This window comes from Arthrobacter sp. MYb214 (genome assembly GCF_002979865.1).
In the GTDB taxonomy this organism is placed as follows: domain Bacteria; phylum Actinomycetota; class Actinomycetes; order Actinomycetales; family Micrococcaceae; genus Glutamicibacter.
On record NZ_PCPZ01000001.1, the window covers coordinates 374,734 to 391,067 of the forward strand.

At 63.0% G+C, this 16,334-nt stretch carries 14 protein-coding genes and 1 tRNA gene; 8 read left to right on the top strand and 7 right to left on the bottom strand.

Translation table 11 applies throughout. The features are described 5' to 3' along the window. Positions 1–6: 6 nt before the first annotated feature. Positions 7–465: a VOC family protein gene (locus CQ012_RS01600; RefSeq protein WP_353616138.1), complete on the top strand. Its 459-nt coding sequence runs from the start codon at positions 7–9 to the stop codon at positions 463–465. A gap of 74 nt (positions 466–539) precedes the next feature. On the opposite strand, the gene CQ012_RS01605 is transcribed toward CQ012_RS01600, so the two are convergent. Both CQ012_RS01605 and CQ012_RS01610 read right to left on the bottom strand, forming a co-directional pair. Next, on the bottom strand, positions 540–2,645 hold the full coding sequence (locus CQ012_RS01605; protein WP_502692945.1) for an acyl-CoA dehydrogenase family protein: 2,106 nt from the start codon (positions 2,643–2,645) through the stop codon (positions 540–542). After that, entirely contained in the window at positions 2,608–3,267 is a 660-nt protein-coding gene (locus CQ012_RS01610) for a TetR/AcrR family transcriptional regulator (RefSeq protein ID WP_105661260.1), read from the bottom strand. The genes CQ012_RS01605 and CQ012_RS01610 overlap by 38 nt, the downstream gene beginning before the upstream one ends. A gap of 75 nt (positions 3,268–3,342) precedes the next feature. Between CQ012_RS01610 and CQ012_RS01615 the strand changes: the two genes are divergently transcribed. The 3 genes from CQ012_RS01615 to CQ012_RS01625 are packed head-to-tail and all read left to right on the top strand — an operon-like array spanning position 3,343 to position 6,830. Then, complete coding sequence (locus CQ012_RS01615; protein ID WP_105661261.1) at positions 3,343–4,638, top strand: acetyl-CoA C-acetyltransferase; 1,296 nt, start codon at positions 3,343–3,345, stop codon at positions 4,636–4,638. After that, entirely contained in the window at positions 4,638–5,975 is a 1,338-nt protein-coding gene (locus CQ012_RS01620; protein ID WP_105661262.1) for a 3-oxoacyl-ACP reductase, read from the top strand. The genes CQ012_RS01615 and CQ012_RS01620 overlap by 1 nt, the downstream gene beginning before the upstream one ends. Next, positions 5,976–6,830, top strand: coding sequence for a MaoC family dehydratase (locus tag CQ012_RS01625; RefSeq protein ID WP_105661263.1), 855 nt, complete (start codon positions 5,976–5,978; stop codon positions 6,828–6,830). 62 nt (positions 6,831–6,892) lie between these two features. On the opposite strand, the gene CQ012_RS01630 is transcribed toward CQ012_RS01625, so the two are convergent. The 5 genes from CQ012_RS01630 to CQ012_RS01650 all read right to left on the bottom strand — a co-directional run bounded on the left by CQ012_RS01630 (position 6,893) and on the right by CQ012_RS01650 (position 11,583). Beyond that, positions 6,893–8,086: a glycosyltransferase gene (locus CQ012_RS01630; RefSeq protein ID WP_105661264.1), complete on the bottom strand. Its 1,194-nt coding sequence runs from the start codon at positions 8,084–8,086 to the stop codon at positions 6,893–6,895. Positions 8,087–8,153: 67 nt separating this feature from the next. Beyond that, positions 8,154–9,131, bottom strand: coding sequence for an alpha/beta fold hydrolase (locus CQ012_RS01635; protein WP_105661265.1), 978 nt, complete (start codon positions 9,129–9,131; stop codon positions 8,154–8,156). A 132-nt stretch (positions 9,132–9,263) separates the two neighbouring features. Then, a tRNA-Leu gene (locus tag CQ012_RS01640) sits at positions 9,264–9,347 on the bottom strand. A gap of 228 nt (positions 9,348–9,575) precedes the next feature. Beyond that, on the bottom strand, positions 9,576–10,220 hold the full coding sequence (locus tag CQ012_RS01645; RefSeq protein ID WP_105661562.1) for an NADPH-dependent F420 reductase: 645 nt from the start codon (positions 10,218–10,220) through the stop codon (positions 9,576–9,578). Positions 10,221–10,302: 82 nt separating this feature from the next. Continuing rightward, positions 10,303–11,583 carry an Nramp family divalent metal transporter gene (locus CQ012_RS01650; RefSeq protein ID WP_105661266.1) on the bottom strand — a complete coding sequence of 427 codons (1,281 nt, stop codon included), beginning with the start codon at positions 11,581–11,583 and terminating at the stop codon, positions 10,303–10,305. 243 nt (positions 11,584–11,826) lie between these two features. Between CQ012_RS01650 and CQ012_RS01655 the strand changes: the two genes are divergently transcribed. From CQ012_RS01655 to CQ012_RS01670, 4 genes are all read left to right on the top strand, one after another. Beyond that, on the top strand, positions 11,827–12,495 hold the full coding sequence (locus CQ012_RS01655) for a response regulator transcription factor (protein WP_105661563.1): 669 nt from the start codon (positions 11,827–11,829) through the stop codon (positions 12,493–12,495). After that, the gene (locus tag CQ012_RS01660) at positions 12,492–13,928 is read left to right on the top strand and encodes a sensor histidine kinase (RefSeq protein WP_105661267.1); all 1,437 of its coding nucleotides are present in this window, start codon (positions 12,492–12,494) and stop codon (positions 13,926–13,928) included. Before CQ012_RS01655 ends, CQ012_RS01660 begins: the two co-directional genes overlap by 4 nt. A gap of 4 nt (positions 13,929–13,932) precedes the next feature. Further along, entirely contained in the window at positions 13,933–14,892 is a 960-nt protein-coding gene (locus CQ012_RS01665) for a TAXI family TRAP transporter solute-binding subunit (protein ID WP_219844343.1), read from the top strand. A 111-nt stretch (positions 14,893–15,003) separates the two neighbouring features. Next, on the top strand, positions 15,004–16,293 hold the full coding sequence (locus tag CQ012_RS01670) for a M20/M25/M40 family metallo-hydrolase (protein ID WP_286134232.1): 1,290 nt from the start codon (positions 15,004–15,006) through the stop codon (positions 16,291–16,293). Positions 16,294–16,334: the final 41 nt, after the last annotated feature.

Sequence of the window (16,334 nt, forward strand, 5' to 3'; positions counted from 1 at the left end):
GAAAGGGTGCCTACCACCATGCCGCGAATCATCCGTTTTGACCATATCGGCGTCACCGTTGCAGACCTTGAGCTGGTGACTGGCTTCTTCATCGGCTTGGGCTTGAGTGTCGAGGGCAGGGTCGACGGGATGGAAGGGGAGTTCCTGGAAACCGTGTGCGGGGTCAAGGGCTCGCGCACGAATGTCGTCATGCTCAAGTCCGCGGATTCGGAGGTCGGCATCGAGCTGGCCAGCTTCGAGAAGCCTGCCCATGAACCGGGCAACCCGCACGCCATGGCCAACGAACTGGGACTGCGCTCGATCGCCTTCGAGGTAGATGACCTCCAGGGGATGGTCGCCGGCCTTGAAACCCAGGGCTATGGACTGATCGGCGGCGTCGGGGAATACGAAGGCGCCTGGAAAATGGCTTATGTGCGGGGCCCCGAAGGGCTGACGGTAGCCCTGGCCCAGCGGCTGGGAAACTAGGCGAAGCAGTCGTTAACCAGCAGGTGCCCGGGCCCGGGGGAAATCCCCCTGGTCCGGGCACCTGCTCGTTGGCTCTAGCGCTTGGCCTTCTGCAAGGACTTCTCGCTGATTGGCGCATTGTCGCTGGCGCGCAGCTTGTGGAAGTACTCCATGGCCTCATCCTGGCGCTCGGCTTCGCCGCCCGAGGAGATATCGGCACGCAGGTGGTCCTGGGTGTAGCCGAAGGCTTCCACCAAGTCCTGGGCATGCGGGCGCAGGCGGGCAAGCAGGCGGTTGATGTAGCCGGACAGGGTGCGGGCACGCTGCATCGAGAGCAGGCCGTTGGCCAGGTACCAGCCCAGGTCGTCTTCGACCAGGCTCAGGGCGAAGACATCGCGCAACCAGGTCAGCACCTCCTTGGTGGTCGGATCCCCGGTCTTCTCCAATGCCGCGGTGAATGCTTCCCAGCGCAGCAGCTGGCCGTGGTCGCGTGCCGCGGAGATCAGCAGGTCCTGGTTCTCGTTGAATGCGGCGGCAGCCTTGGCCTTGTTCTTCCCGGCACCGCGCAGGGCGTTGGCCACCTCGGCGACCTTGGCGTTGATGCGGTCGGTGAACAGAGCGCGCTGGTTCTCCGGGTCCTTGAAGAAATTGGCGCTCTTGCGCTCATCGGAGATATCCGCGAAGGCCTGGCCCACGCCGCGCAGACCGGAGCGGTGCAGGGCGGTGGCACCGACCTGCTTGGCTACGTACAGGGCCATCGCGCCGGTGTCGAGCTTGCGGAACTCGGCCGCGTAGTCGGTGAGCAGCCGCTTGCCCACCAGCTGCAGCAGCACATTGTTATCGCCTTCGAAGGTCACGTAGACATCAAGGTCCGCATAGAGCTGGGTGAAGCGGTTCTTGGCGATGAAACCGGCACCGCCGCAGGCCTCGCGGCACTCCTGCAAGGTGTCCAGGGCGTCCCAGGTGCTCAGCGGCTTCAGCGCGGCGGCAAGGGTTTCCAGATCCTGGCGGTCGTCGTCGCTATCGGCTCGGCCCGAGAACACCGCGTCGAACTTGTCCAGCAGGCCGTCGTGCGCGAAGGAGGAAGCGTAGGTGCGGGCCAGCCGGGTGATCAGGCGGCGCTGGTGGCGCTGGTAGTCCAGCAGCGTGGTTTCCTCGGTGTCGGAAGTGGAGTTGAACTGGCGGCGCTGGTTGCCGTAGGTCACGGCGATCTGCAAGGCGATCTTCGAGGCGTTGGTGGCGGCGCCATCGAGCGAGACGCGGCCCTGGACGAGGGTGCCGAGCATGGTGAAGAAGCGGCGGCCCGGCGAAGGGATCGGCGAGGAATAGGTTCCATCAGCGTCCACGTTGCCATAGCGGTTGAGCAGGTTGGTACGCGGAACGCGCACGTTGGTGAAGTGCAGACGGCCGTTATCGATGCCATTCAGCCCGCCCTTCAGCCCGTCGTCCTCGCCGCCGATGCCATCAAGGAAGTTGCCTGCTTCATCGCGGATCGGCACGTAGAAGCAGTGCACGCCGTGGTTCACGCCCTTGGTGATCAGCTGCGCGAAGACGGTGGCGGCCTTGCCGTGCAGGGCGGCGTTGCCCAGGAATTCCTTCCAGGCGGCCTTGAACGGAGTATGGATGACGAACTCATCGGTGGCTTCGTCGTAGGTAGCGGTGGTGGCAACTGCGGCCACATCGGAGCCGTGGCCGATTTCGGTCATGGCGAAGGCGCCGGGGGTGTCCAGGTTCATCGCCCCGGGCAGCCATGCCTTGTGGTGCTCTTCGGTGCCCAGGTGCAGGATCGCCCCGGCAAACAGGCCCCACTGCACGCCGGCCTTGATCTGCAGCGACGGGTCCGCGGCGACCAGTTCCTCGAAGGCGGCGATGGATCCGCCGTGGTCGTTCTTGCCGCCGAATTCGGTGGGGAAGGCGCGCTGGACGGCTTCCTGCTGCACCAGGATGCCCAGCTGGCCCAGAACGCGTTCGCGGTGCTCATCCATGCCCAGCAGCGGGTCGCGCTGCAGCTGCGGATCGGCGGCGCGGGCGCGAGAGGCCTTGCGGATTTCGGCATAGGGGCCGAAGAGCTGTTCGGACAGGGCGTTGACGTTGATGCGGTTCTCGCTCATGACGTGTCTTTCTATTCGGTGGTGAGTCGGGTTGGGAGTGCACCTGGGTGCTTCAGTTGGTTTTCGGGGTCCGGGTGGAGGCGATGCCATAGGCCAGCCAATTGGTCAGTTCCGCGGCCAGCGACGGCAATGCCGGCTTGTTGGCGGAATCCGGTTGGCGCAGCCACTGTTCGCCGGCCGCGCGGACCATGCCCAGCGCCGCGCGCGGCCACAACTCCAGGGTCGCGGAAGTGGCGCGCTGGTCATAGAGCTTGAGCAGGCGTTCGCTCATCAAGCTGGATGCCTCTTCGAAGAAGGTGCTCAGGGCGCCGGCCGATTCATCGTCGGCGCAGCGCGGGGCCGATGTCACGAAGAAGTACAGGTTCGGGCTGTTGGCTGCCAGCTCCAGGTAGGAGGAAACCATGGCGTGCAGGGCGCTGATTTCGTCTTCCTTGGCCAGGCCTGCGGCGATGACGCGTTCGCGGAAGTCGTTGATGACCATGGCGCTCAGTGCCTGGCGCAGGCCCTCCTTGTCGCCGAAGTACCGGTAGTACACCGGTTTGGAAGTTTTCGCGTGATTGGCGATGTCTTCCATGGAGACCTGCGGGCCGAGCTTGTGCACGGCCTTGCGCGCCAGCTTGAGCAGTTCTTCGTGGCGCGCGGTGCGATGCGCTTGCCAGCGAGCTGCCCGGCCGTCGGTCTCGCGGTCGATTTCCCCAGTGATCTTGTTCACGTAACTCACAGTATCATGTACTCTTGGTTACAGTAATACTTGTCACACCAGAATATTTGTAGGAGTTCAACGAACATGAGCCAGCCCTCTGTGCGCAATGCCGTGATCATCGGTGGCAACCGCATTCCCTTCGCCCGTTCCAATACCGCCTACGTCAATGCGTCCAACCAGGACATGTTCACTGCAGCACTCGAGGGCCTGGTCGCCCGCTTCGGCCTGCAGGGACAGCGCATCGGGGCCGTCGCCGGCGGCGCGGTGCTCAAGCATTCCAAGAACTTCAACCTGATCCGCGAATCGGTGCTCGGCTCCTCGCTGGATCACGCCACCCCGGCCTATGACGTGCAGATGGCTTGCGCCACCGGCATGGAAGCCATCGGCTCGCTGGCCAACAAGATCAAGCTGGGCCAGCTAGATTCCGCCATCGGCGGCGGCGTGGACACCACCTCCGACGCGCCGATCGCCGTCTCGGATGCGCTGCGCGGCATCCTGATGGAGCTTTCCCGCGCCCGCAGCACCAAGGCCAAGCTCGCCGCGCTGGCCAAGCTGCGCCCAGGCCATCTGGCCCCCGCAGCCCCCGGCACCGGCGAACCGCGCACCGGCCTGTCCATGGGCGACCACCAGGCAATCACCACCAAGAAGTGGGGCATCACTCGCGAGGCCCAGGATGAACTGGCCCTGGCCAGCCACCAGAACCTGGCCGCCGCCTACGACCGCGGCTTCTTCAACGACCTGGTCACCCCGTTCAACGGCCTGTCCAAGGACAACAACCTGCGCGCCGACTCCACCATGGAAAAGCTGGGCAAGCTCAAGCCCGCCTTCGGCAAGAACCTGGGCGATGCGGCGACCATGACCGCCGGAAACTCCACCCCGCTGACCGACGGCGCCTCGGCCGTGCTGCTGGGCAGCGAAGAGTACGCGCAAGCCAACGACCTGCCGATGCTGGCCAATTTCGTGGACTTCGAAGCGGCAGCAGTGGACTTCGTGCACGGTGCCGAGGGCCTGCTGATGGCTCCGGCCTACGCCACCGCCCGGATGCTGGAGCGCAACAACCTCACCTTGCAGGACTTCGATTTCTACGAGATCCACGAGGCCTTCGCAGGCACCGTGCTCTCGACGCTCAAGGCGTGGGAGGACGAGGAATTCTGCCGCGAGAAGCTGGGGCTGGATGCCCCGCTGGGCGCCATCGACCGGTCGAAGCTGAACGTGAACGGCTCCTCGCTGGCCGCAGGGCACCCCTTCGCCGCCACCGGCGGGCGCATCATCGCCAGTACCGCGAAAATGCTGCATGAAAAGGGCTCGGGTCGCGCGCTGATTTCGGTCTGCGCCGCAGGTGGCCAGGGCGTCGTCGCAATTCTGGAGGCTCGCAGCTAATGGCGGACAAGTACATGGAACTGGTTAATTCCGGGATCACCAAGAAGCTGGCCACCCTGCTGGGCTTGCCGCGTCCTCCGCGCTTGCGCCGCTACAGCCCCGATGCGCCACTGCTGCCCGGCCCGGTGCTGGTGCTCGGTGCCTCGTCCAAGGCCCAGGACCTGAGCGACACCCTGGTCGCCTGGGGGCTGGATGTGCGCCGGCACGACGCCGGCGATGCCAAGCTCGGCGGCCTGGTGCTGCTGCTCGATGAACTCGAGCACCCCACCGAGCTGTCGCCGCTGATGCTGGCGGCCGGCCAGGCGTTGCGCAAGCTGCTGCCAGGTGGCCGCGTGGTGGCCTTCTCCCGTCCCGCCAGCGATGACGATGCGCCGGAGCTTTCCGCCGTGTGCCAGGGCATCGACGGCATCGTGCGCTCGATGGGCCGCGAAATGCGCGGTGGAGCCACCGCCAACGGCATCGTGCTTGCCCAAGGCACCAGCGTTGCCAGCCCTAGTGCGCTGGCCGCGCTGCGCTTCTTCTTCTCCGGGCGCAGCGCCTACGTGGACGGCCAGTTCCTTTCTGTGCGCACCAATGATGGCGTGCTGCCTGCCGACTTCGCCAAGCCGCTGGCCGGCAAGGTCGCGGTGGTGACCGGTGCCGCTCGCGGCATCGGCGCGGCCATCGCCAAGACGCTGTCCCGCGACGGCGCGCAGGTGGTTGTGGTGGATATGCCTGCTGCCGGCGAATCGCTAGCCAAGGTCGCCAACTCCATCGGCGCCACCGCCTTGCAGCTGGATGTCACCGCCCAGGATGCCGCCCAGCAGATCATGGACCATGCGATCGGCCGCCATGGCTCGCTGGATCTGGTGATCCACAATGCCGGTATCACCCGGGACAAGCTGCTGGCCAATATGGATGCCGGCCGCTGGGACTCGGTGATTGCCGTGAACATCGCTTCGCAGCTGCGCATGAATGAGGCCTTCCTGGCAGCCAAGCTGCCCGGTTTGCGCATCGTTTCGCTGGCTTCCACCTCCGGCATTGCCGGGAACCGCGGCCAGACCAACTATGCAGCCTCCAAGGGCGGGGTGATCGGCATGGTGCACGCCAGCGCCAAGCTGTTTGCAGAAAATGGCGGCTCCATCGCCGCTGTGGCTCCGGGGTTCATCGAGACCGAGATGACCGCGAAGATCCCGCTGGGTACCCGCACCGTTGCCCGCATGGTTCTGCCTTCGCTGATGCAAGGCGGTCTGCCGGTAGACGTTGCCGAGGCGATTAGCTTCCTCGGGTCCGATGCCGCAGCCGGGTTGAACGGCCAGGTGCTGCGGGTCTGCGGCCAATCGCTGGTAGGTGCCTAGATGGGTGCGCAGATCGTCACCTCGATTCCCTCGATGGCCTCGGTCTATGCCAAGGCCGTGAAGACCCTGAAGCGGAAGCCGAAGAACCCGGTGCTGCCAGAAACCGTCCTGGTCTTCCAGGGTGCCAAGGCCGATCCGGTGAAACTCGCCGAGTTCCGCCAGGCCGTAGGCGCGCCGATGAACGGCGTGCTGCCCAGCCTCTACTTGCACTCGCTGGCTTTCCCGCTGGCTATGTCCTTGATGGTGCAAGATGATTTCCCCTTGCCGCTGCTGGGCATGATCCACCTGTCCAACCAGGTCGATGTGGTTGCGCCGCTGGCTGAGGATGAGGCTTTTGACATCGAGGTGCACAGCGAGAACCTATCGGCCCATCCCCATGGGGCGACCTCCGACTTGGTGATGCGCCTCGTCGTGGACGGGCAGGACCGGGTGCTGCTGCGCAGCACGTTCTTGGCCAAAGGCGTGCGGCTCGAGGGCCGTACACCGGAGAAGAGCGCGCATCCGGCCTTTGCTGCACCGCAGCGTACCGCGAGCTGGAAACTGGATCAGGGAACGGGACGTCGTTGGGCCGCAGTAGCCGGCGACTACAACCCGATTCACCTGTCCGCGCTCAGCGCCAAGGCGTTGGGCATGCCAGCGGCTATTGCCCACGGCATCTACCTGGCAGCCCGGGCATTGGCGGGGATCGAACCAGCCAACGGAACGTACCACTGGAGCATCGAGTTCAAGTCCCCGGTAGTGCTTCCGGCATCGGTTGACCTGGCCTTCCAGCCGCAAGCCGATGGGTACAAGGTCCACGCGTGGAATGCACGCAAGTCCAAGCCCCACTTCGAGCTGGATCTGGTGCGCAGCTAGGCTCCACCGCTAGTGCCTTGGCCTTCAATGGAATTGCCTTGAAGGCCAAGGCACTATTGCGTTCAACGTACTTGGCGCTCGGACTGGGCGACACGGTAGCTGGCCAGGGTGGCCACGGCCGCGCGTTCCCAGGTGAAGAGGGCCGAATGTTCCAGCGCCCCATGTCCGGCAGCGGTAATCTGTTCAGGATCCCGGGCCAGTTCAAGCAGCTTGGCGGCCCAAAGCTGGGCATCAGGCTCGGTCATGAGCCAACCGGATTCGCCGTCATTGACGGCGTAGGCCAACCCTCCCACCGCATTGGCCAACACCGGCGTGCCACAGGCCTGCGCTTCGGCGGCCACCAATCCGAAAGTCTCGGAGAGCGAGGGCACCGCGACGACATCGGCATTGGCGAAGACGAGCGCCAGCTTCTCGGGGGAGAGCGGATCGAAGAACCGGACGACGTCCTCCAAGCCGTGGTGTTGGACTTGCGCTGGCAGGTCGTAGTCCGTTGCCCCGGACAGCGCACCGAACAGCGATGCGGTAATGCGCAGGGCTGGATCCTCGCGACGCGCGATGCCCATGGCTTCGAGCAGAAGATGGGCTCCCTTCAGCGGTTGCATGCGCCCGGCGTAGACCAGGTGCAAGTCATCGTCTCCCAGAGGCCGGCGCAGCTTGTCCTGATCCGGGTGGAAGATGCGGTGGTTGACGCCCGGCAGGACGATGTCGAGCTTGTTCGAGTCCACGGCGTAGAAGCGCTGCAGCTGTTTCGCCTCGACGGGCGTGTTCGCGATGATGCGCGCGCAGTCGGCGAGCAGCTGCTTCTCTGCTTCCTTTCGCTTCCCAGGCTCGGGGAGACCTGATTCGTGTTCCTTGGCCGCGGCCGAGGTGTGCATCGAGACCAGCAAGGGAGCGGACCAGCGCTGCGCCAGTTGCAGCCCCACCATTCCGGAGAGCCAATAGTGCCCGTGGACGACATCGAACTTCATGCCGTGCAAGTGCGTTGCGATTTCCTCCGCGGCCTCGTCGATGATCGCCGGGAGCTGTTCCTTGGCAAGGTTCCGATGGGCAGCGATCTGCACCTGATGCATCCACACGCCCTCGCTGACCTGGAGCGACTCGGATTCGTTGGCGGTGCGCGTGAGCATGTGGACTTCGTGGCCCAGGGCGCCCAGCGCATAGGAAAGGTTCTGGATGTACACGTTCATGCCACCTGCATCGCCGGAGCCCGGCTGCTGCATCGGTGAGGTATGCAGGGAAAGCATGGCTATGCGCATGTTCAGTACTCCAGTAGTGCTGTGCTAGTGACGGAATTTTTCGTTCAAAACTCCGCCTCTGATGCTATCAAGAAGCCAGGTCCAGCATGTTCGCGTTCGCCGACGTCCAGTGATCGACCATCTCCGCTCCGCCGTGGCCATCGGTCTCGCAGATAACCAGTGAGGAAGCTGGCCAGAGCTGGTGAAGTTTCCATGCCGTCATTGACGGTCCGGAAACATCGGCTCGTCCGTGGATCAAAACGGCCGGCAGGTGCCGGATCCCAGCCATATTCTCGATGATCGGCGGCTGGCAGAAACCATCATGGGCCCAGAAATGAGTGGTCAGCCGTGCCATCGAATGCCGGAAGCGGCGGTCATGCCAGCGCGGATCGCGGATTACCTGCTCCGATCCGAGGGAAATGTGGGTATCCTCCCATAGCGCCCATTCGCGGGACGCCGCATCGCGAAGTTCCAGATCGGTGGAGCCGAGCAGTTGCGCGTAGGCCTCGACCAGTCGCAGTTCACCCGCCGCGTAGGCCGGAATGTGGCTGCTGGCGAATCGCGAGAAGCGGTCCCATGCTTCCGGGAAGAGCGCTCCAACAGTTTCGGTGATCCATTGGACTTCTTCACGGCTCGTTGTCGTGACGGCGAAAAGCACCATGCCGACGACGCGTTCGGGATGGGCCTGTGCGTAGGCGAGAGCCAAGGTCGAGCCCCAGGACACGCCATTGATAATCCATTTCTCGATACCCAGCCCGACACGCAGCGTTTCGATATCGGCTATCAGCCGCTGGGTAGTGAATTCTCCGATGTCCGTATCCGCAGCGGCTGCCGAGGGGAGAGAACGTCCGCAACCGCGCTGTTCAAAACCAATGAGGCGAGTACGGGACAGATCCCAGCGGTTCCGGTAGCCGCTCGCGCCGAGTGTTCCTCCTGGTCCACCGTGCAGGTGCAGTGCCGGGATTCCCCCGGGACTGCCGAACTCTTCCCAGTACAGCTGGTGGCCGTCATCAGTTGGCATGAGCCCCTGCTGGGCGGGGACGTTGCCCGGGGAAGAATCAGTCATATAAGCACTTTACGACAGCGCACGTGCAAGCGCGGCGGAGGCATGCGCCGCATCCTCAATCGAGGGCGGGGAGTCGTTCGGATTAAATAAAGAAATCCCCGGTTGACCGAAGTCAACCGGGGATTCTACCTGTGCGCGAAAGGGGACTTGAACCCCTACCCTCTTGCGAGGACTAGCACCTCAAGCTAGCGCGTCTACCTATTCCGCCACCCGCGCAGGTTGTCTGTTGTTCGCGTTGTTATCGCTGGCAACGAAGTAAAACTTTACCACCCCCAGCAGGGGATTTCCAATCGGGAAACTCCTCGCAACTGGAGGGTGAAAACCCCGGAATTCCGCGGGAAAACCGGGATTGAGTAGAGGTTTAAGGCAAAAAATCAGAAAATCAGTGTCGAGCGTCACAGGAATATGATGCGATTTGCCTAGTGAAACGCGGGTTTAGCGGCTCTACTGCGAAGATGGGCCGAGCCTGGCGGACAGCGTTGCCGCATCGAGAACTTCGTTGAAGATCGCGCCACCGGGTTCCAAGCCGCGGCCCGCGGCCAAGTTGGGCAGGAGGACCGGAGAGAAACCCAGGGCGACGGTAAGTTCCGAAACCGTCTGGGCATCCTGCTTGTTATCCGAGGCGACGCCCAAGGCGCGTTGCGCGGATTGCTTGGTTGCCTGATCCGCGTCCATGTCCCAATGGCTGATGTGATTGAGGGCTTTGACCACGCGAGAGCTCTTGAAATGGGTTGCAATGCCTTCGGAGCTGGACAAGCCAGCGTCAAGTGATGTTTCCAGCCAGTCGGGAAGCGGCTCGTCTTCCCAGCGATTGGTCGCATCCACCAGCAAGATGCCAGCCAGGGATGGGACATCAATGTCGTCGAGTTCCTCTTGGGGCACCATGAGCACCACCAAATCGGCATCCTCGGCAATGTCTTCGGCCAGTACGGCGGTGGCATGCGATGCGTACTGTGCCAGGTGGTACTTCATCATCCGTGGCGGCCTGGAACCTGCGATGCGTACGTCGATTCTGGCCGATGCTGCTGCGCGGGCGAGGGCTGTACCGGCTCGTCCCGCTCCGAGGATTCCAATCCGCTTGATGCTCATAACCTCCAGCCTAAACGCGAAAGCCATGGTGGCATGCAATTCATTGCATGCCACCATGGCTTCTGGACCTAGTGAAAGGCCATCAGCTCCAGAGCGGAGCCAGGGACTTGTACAGCTGCTGTACACCCAAGATGATGAACAGTACTGCGGTAATCGCCAACGCGGTGTTGGTATGCCAGCGGTTGGCCCATTCCTTGGGGATGCGCTTGCCATTGAGCAGGCCCAGGAGGGTGACCGCCAGGAATGGCATGAACAGCGCACCGAGGACGCCATAGGCCAGGATCAGGGCAATTGGCTTGTCCAGCAAGAAGAGCACCATTGGCGGGAAGGTCAGCCACAGCACATAGAACTTGAAGTACTTGCCACCGGTCAGCGTATCCGGGTGGTTTGCCGGCTTCTTGCGCATATGGCCCCAGAAGTCGGCGAACATCAGCGAAACGCCATTCCATACGCCGATGATCGACGAGAAGGACGCGGCCCAGAAGCCAATGAGGAAGCCGTTGCCTACGACATCGCCGTATTCGGCTTTCAGCACGTCGCCCAGTTCCAGCAGGCCCTTGTCGCCACCGGAGATGGTCACGCCGGCGGCGCGAACAACTTCCGCGCCAACGATCAGCATGGCCAACACGAAGATGCCGGTCATGACGTAAGCCATGGAGTTGTCGATGCGCATGACCCGCATCCACTTAGGGGTGTACCAGCCTTTCTCGCGCAGCCAGTAGCCGTAAGCGGCCAAGGTGATGGTACCGCCGACGCCGCCAGCCAACGCCAGGGTGTAGACCACGCCGCCTTCCGGGATCATCGGGATCAGGCCCTTGAGCATTTCCGGAATATTTGGCACAGCGATGAAAGCCAAGCCCACCACGGTCACGAACATGATGCCCACCAGTACAGCGGTGATCTTCTCGAAGAAGCTGTACTTTCCGAACCAGACCATCACGAAGCCCAGCAGGCCCATGAGCACTGCCCAGATCTTCAGATCCACTGCCGGCATCAAGGCGGCCAGCGGCAATGCAGCGGAACTCATCGCCGTAGCGCCGTAAACGAAGCCCCAGATGATGATGTAGGGACCGAAGTACCAGGTGGTCCACTTGCCCAGGGTCTTCCAGCCCTCGAAAATGGTTTTGCCAGTTGCCAGGGTGTAGCGGCCGGCGCCTTCAACCAGAACAATCTTCAGGATCACGCCGACAATCACTGCCCAGAGCAGCGCATAGCCGTACTGGCTGCCTGCTACTAGTGTGGCAACCATGTCAGCTGCGCCAACGCCGGTCGCCGCAACGACCAGTCCCGGGCCAATGACTTTCCAGCGCGGCGGGCCGCCACCGTCTAGGTCGGCGCGTTGCGCCTGGATGTTCTCGCTCATTTGATTTTCCTTTTGACACAGTGCGATGCCGCCGCAGAGTCGCATCGGCAGTGACGCGGACCACGGGGGTGTGAGATCGTATTCAATCTTGGTAGTGATCTTTCTTACTGGCAAACTCTCAGTCAAGTACTAACACTTTCTTAGGAATGCAGTGACGTGGAGAACACTGCGTGTTCCGAATTGCTAGAATTGATCAGTTACCCATGGGCGCCGAGCCCGGATCTGAACGTCGAGGATGATGCCGTGCAGCTGTTGATCGCCGAAGACGACCACGCCGTCGCCCGCGCCCTGATCGATGCCGTGAGCGCCGCAGGCCATCAGGCCGAGCATGTCAGCCGCGGTGCTGACGCGCTATTGAAGCACCACAATGCACAGATGATCCTGCTGGATCTGGGCCTGCCGGATATGGATGGACTGGAAGTCCTGCGCAAACTGCGCCAAATCAGTGAAGTCCCCGTGGTCATCCTCTCGGCGCGCAATGACGAGCGGAGCGTTGTCCGGGGACTGCGCCAGGGCGCCGACGATTTCCTGGTCAAGCCCATCGGGCTGGCGGTCCTTCTGGCCCGCATCGATGCGGTGGCCCGCCGCGCCAAGGTCCAATCCAATGACAATGGCGGTGTGCTCATCGCCGGCGGACTGCGTGTGGACACCGGGAAGCACGAAGCAATTCTGAATGGACGGCACCTCCAACTGACCGCCAAGGAATTCGAGCTGCTGGCATTGCTGGCCCAGCATGACGGAGCGGTGGTAACCCGGGAGCAGATTCTTGATCGCTTGTGGGGCGACGCGTTCGTGGCGGTGTCGCGCTCCTTGGATGTGCACCTCACCGGTTTGCGCTCCAAGCTTGCTGCGCCCGGGATGATCGTGAACGTTCGCGGAGTCGGCTACCGGCTAGAGACGCCAAGCCCGTGAGGCTGCGCGTACTGGGGATCCTGGGCACGCTGCTGCTTGCAATCGTCGCCATCGTCAGCGCGATGCTGTTGCAGAGCGTCAGCCGTGATGCCACCGCTGAAGTCCAGTTGAACCGGTTATCGGCATTGAACCGCTTTGTCCAGCTTGCCGCCCATGCTGATCTGGCAAATGACATGTCGCTGCTCCAGCTGGAGATGGACACCTATAGCGACCTCTATGGCGAAGGGCTGCTGATCAATCTGGGCCAGCGGCAACTGGTCTCGGGCAGTATCGATCCTGCGGATCCCGAGGTCGCTGGCACCGTGCGCAATTCAGAGCTGAATCTGGGACTGGTCCAGATCCCGCCGATCGATCCTCTCTCGGATGCCACCGCCTTCCTCTCGCAGCCGTTCGGCAATTCTGCTCAAGTGCTCGGCTCTGTCACGATGCAAGTGAACTTGGAAACTGCACGCGCCAAGGTGCTGGAAAAGTCCAGCCTGCTGTGGCTTGTTGTCATTTCCATTGGCGCTGGACTCCTGCTCTTGGCCGACCGCCTGACCTTCTGGGTGCTCCGTCCGGTGCACCGGCTCAATGATGCCGTCAATGACATTGCGCGGCATCAGGCACCAGTTCTCCTCGAAGAGCAAGGCCCACCGGAACTGCGCCGACTATCGCGGTCGCTGGGCAGCATGGCCCGAACTATGGCCGAGAGCCTGAAGCAGCAGCAGGAGCTCATTGCTGAAACATCCCATCAGCTTCGGAACCCCGTTGCCGCCTTGCGGTTGCGCGTGGATCTTTTGAAGATGCGCATGGGCGACCAAGCGGATCCCGTCGGAGTGCACGCGGTGGAAAACGAACTGCATCGGGTGGAAACCCTGCTGGACGGCGTCATGCGCTTGGCCAGCGCCGAGCATCGGCTAGCCGAGCAAAATGCGGGGGAGTCCTTGCCCGAGACAGCCGTGCACGGCCAACAAGTCGACGTCGGGCAGACGCTCGCCGAGGAAGTCGAACGCCAATCCGAGGTTGCCCGGCAACGGGGAAACCAGCTGGTGCTCGATGGCAGCGCCACCTCGGGGCAGACCGCCATGGTGTGGTGCAACGGATTCGATTTGCAGCAGATGCTCGCGGAACTACTGGAAAACGCCTTCAAGTACGCCCCTGGCAGCAAGATCGTCCTGGGCCTGCGGCTCAACCCGGGAACTGCCAGCATCCAAATACAGGATCACGGAGCCGGCATGAACGCTGCTGAACTCGCGAATGCAGGCGAGCGGTTCTGGCGTGCAGAACGTGTGCGGCACAGTCCGGGAACAGGTTTGGGACTGGCTATCGTGGATCGCTTGGCGCGCGCGAATGCCGGTGAGCTCACGCTTGAATCGGCTCCGGGCGAAGGGCTCAAAGCAACGATCAGCCTGCCCCTGCATGGCAGCAAGCCCGAGGTGCCCGATGAATCCTGAGCCCATGCCGTCCCGGCGGAACTTGCTTCGATATCTCCTGGCAGCCCCAGTCGCCGCCGGACTGCCAGCACTGAATTCCTGCAGCTCGTTGCCCACTGCGCATCGATTGGATATCGCCTCCGGTGAAGACGGGGGCATGTACTTCCAATTTGCCTCCTTGCTCTCCAACGCCTTGGTGGACCACGGCGTCGCCGAGCATTCAGCAGCCCTCAATACCCAGGCCAGCGCCCAGAATCTGGCGATGCTCGCAGAAAACAAGGCCGGGCTGGCTCTTGCCCTGGCCGATACGGTGGACCAGTACCGGAAGGACAGCGCTCCACAAGCGCAGCCGCTGGCCCTGGGCCGCGTGTACCAGAACTATTTCCATTGCATCATCCGCACAGCAGCCGGGATTAGCTCGCTGCAGGATCTGGCAGGACGCACCATCGGCACCGGTGCGCCAGGGTCAGGTACGTGGGTGACCGGCCAGCGCATATTGCGGGCAGCGAAGCTGAAGAATCGCGGGATCGCGCCCAAGGAGCTGCAGTACGGGTACGCGGCAGGGCTGGAGGCGCTGGGCAAGGGAAGCATTGACGCGCTATTCCTTTTCGGCGGCCTGCCTGTTGCTTCGCTGAGCCGGCTCGCTTCAACCATGGACTTGGGCCTGCTCGATGTATCAGCGGTGCTGCCGCAGCTGCGCGAGCGGTACCCGGATCTCTACGACGGGGTAGTCATCCCGGAGGGAACCTACCGCGGAATCAAGGCCGTGGAGACGATCGGGGTTGGCAACCTGTTGATGGCGCGCGCGGACATGCCCGAGGAGCTGGCCGGAGCCGTCGTCAAGCTCCTGGTCGCCCACGCTGATCGGCTGGTGCCAGAATCCAGCGCCGGCATCCAGTTCTTGACCCCCGAAACCTTGGTCAGCACCGGAGGCCAGCCCCTGCACCCGGGCGCGAGGAAGGCCTACCAGGAACTTCACGGCTAGAAATTGCGCACGTGCGCACACGACGGTGAGGGCTTTGCCCACTAGTGTGTATTGCAAAGCACTGCTACGAGAGGATCATTGGCGATGTCCACTGCTGGCGACATTCCACTCATGGAAAATGAAGCCGTAGAGATCTGCAGGAAACTGATTCAGATCGACACGACGAACTATGGAGGCAACAAGGGCGCGGGGGAGCTTGACGCCGCCCGCTATGTCGCTGGGCTGCTCGAGGACGTCGGCCTGGAAGCCACGATCTATGAATCCGCTCCCGGGCGGGCCAACGTGGTCACCCGCATCCCGGGGGCCGATCCGTCATTGCCGGCCCTGGTCGTGCACGGCCACCTGGATGTCGTGCCGGCCATCGCCGAAGACTGGAGCGTGGATCCTTTCGGGGCCCAGATCATCGATGGGATGATCTGGGGACGCGGAGCGGTGGACATGAAGAACATGGACGCGATGATTATCGCCGCCATCCGCCACCTGCAACGCGAGAACATCACCCCGCGGCGCGATCTGGTCATCGCCTTCTTCGCCGATGAGGAAGCTGGCGGGGACTATGGTTCCGGCTGGATGGTGCAGAACCATCCCGAACTCTTCGCCGGGGCGGCCGAGGCCATTAGCGAAGTCGGCGGGTTCTCGGTCGAAATCAACGGCCGCCGGGCCTACATGCTGCAGACTGCGGAAAAGGGCATCGCCTGGCTGAAGCTGGAATCCAAGGGCATGGCCGGCCACGGCTCGCAGCTCAACACCGATAATGCGGTCACCCATCTGGCAGGAGCCGTCCATCGCATCGGTGAGCATCAATGGCCGCTGTCCTACACCAAAACCACTCGCGCATTGCTTGAGCAGGTGGCCGAGCTGTCCGGACTGGACTTCGATGAAGCCGATCCGGCCCCGCTGCTCTCGGCCATGGGCAATGTCTCGCGCTTCGTCGGGGCTACCTTGCAGAACACCGCGAATCCCTCCGCCCTGGAGGCAGGCTACAAGCACAACGTCATTCCCGGGCAGGCCCAAGCGCTGATCGACTGCCGCACCCTGCCCGAGCAGCACGAAGCCACCTTGGAGACCCTGCGTGAACTGGCCGGGGAACACGTTGAGCTGTCCATGGTGCATGAGCAGGAATCCCTGGAGGTGCCCTTCGCCGGTGCGCTGGTGGATTCCATGATCGCGTCGTTGCTGGCTGAAGACCCGGATGCCGTGGTTCTGCCCTATATGCTTTCTGGCGGAACCGATAACAAATGGCTGGCCAAACTGGGGATCACCGGCTACGGATTCGCGCCGCTGCAACTTCCTGCCGAGCTGGATTTCACCGGAATGTTCCATGGCGTCGACGAACGCGTGCCGGTGGACTCCATCAAGTTCGGCGTGCGGGTGCTGCAAAACCTCTTGCAGGAATACTAGAACCAGCGTTGGCCCAGCCAGCACAACAGAATCCAGGAGCA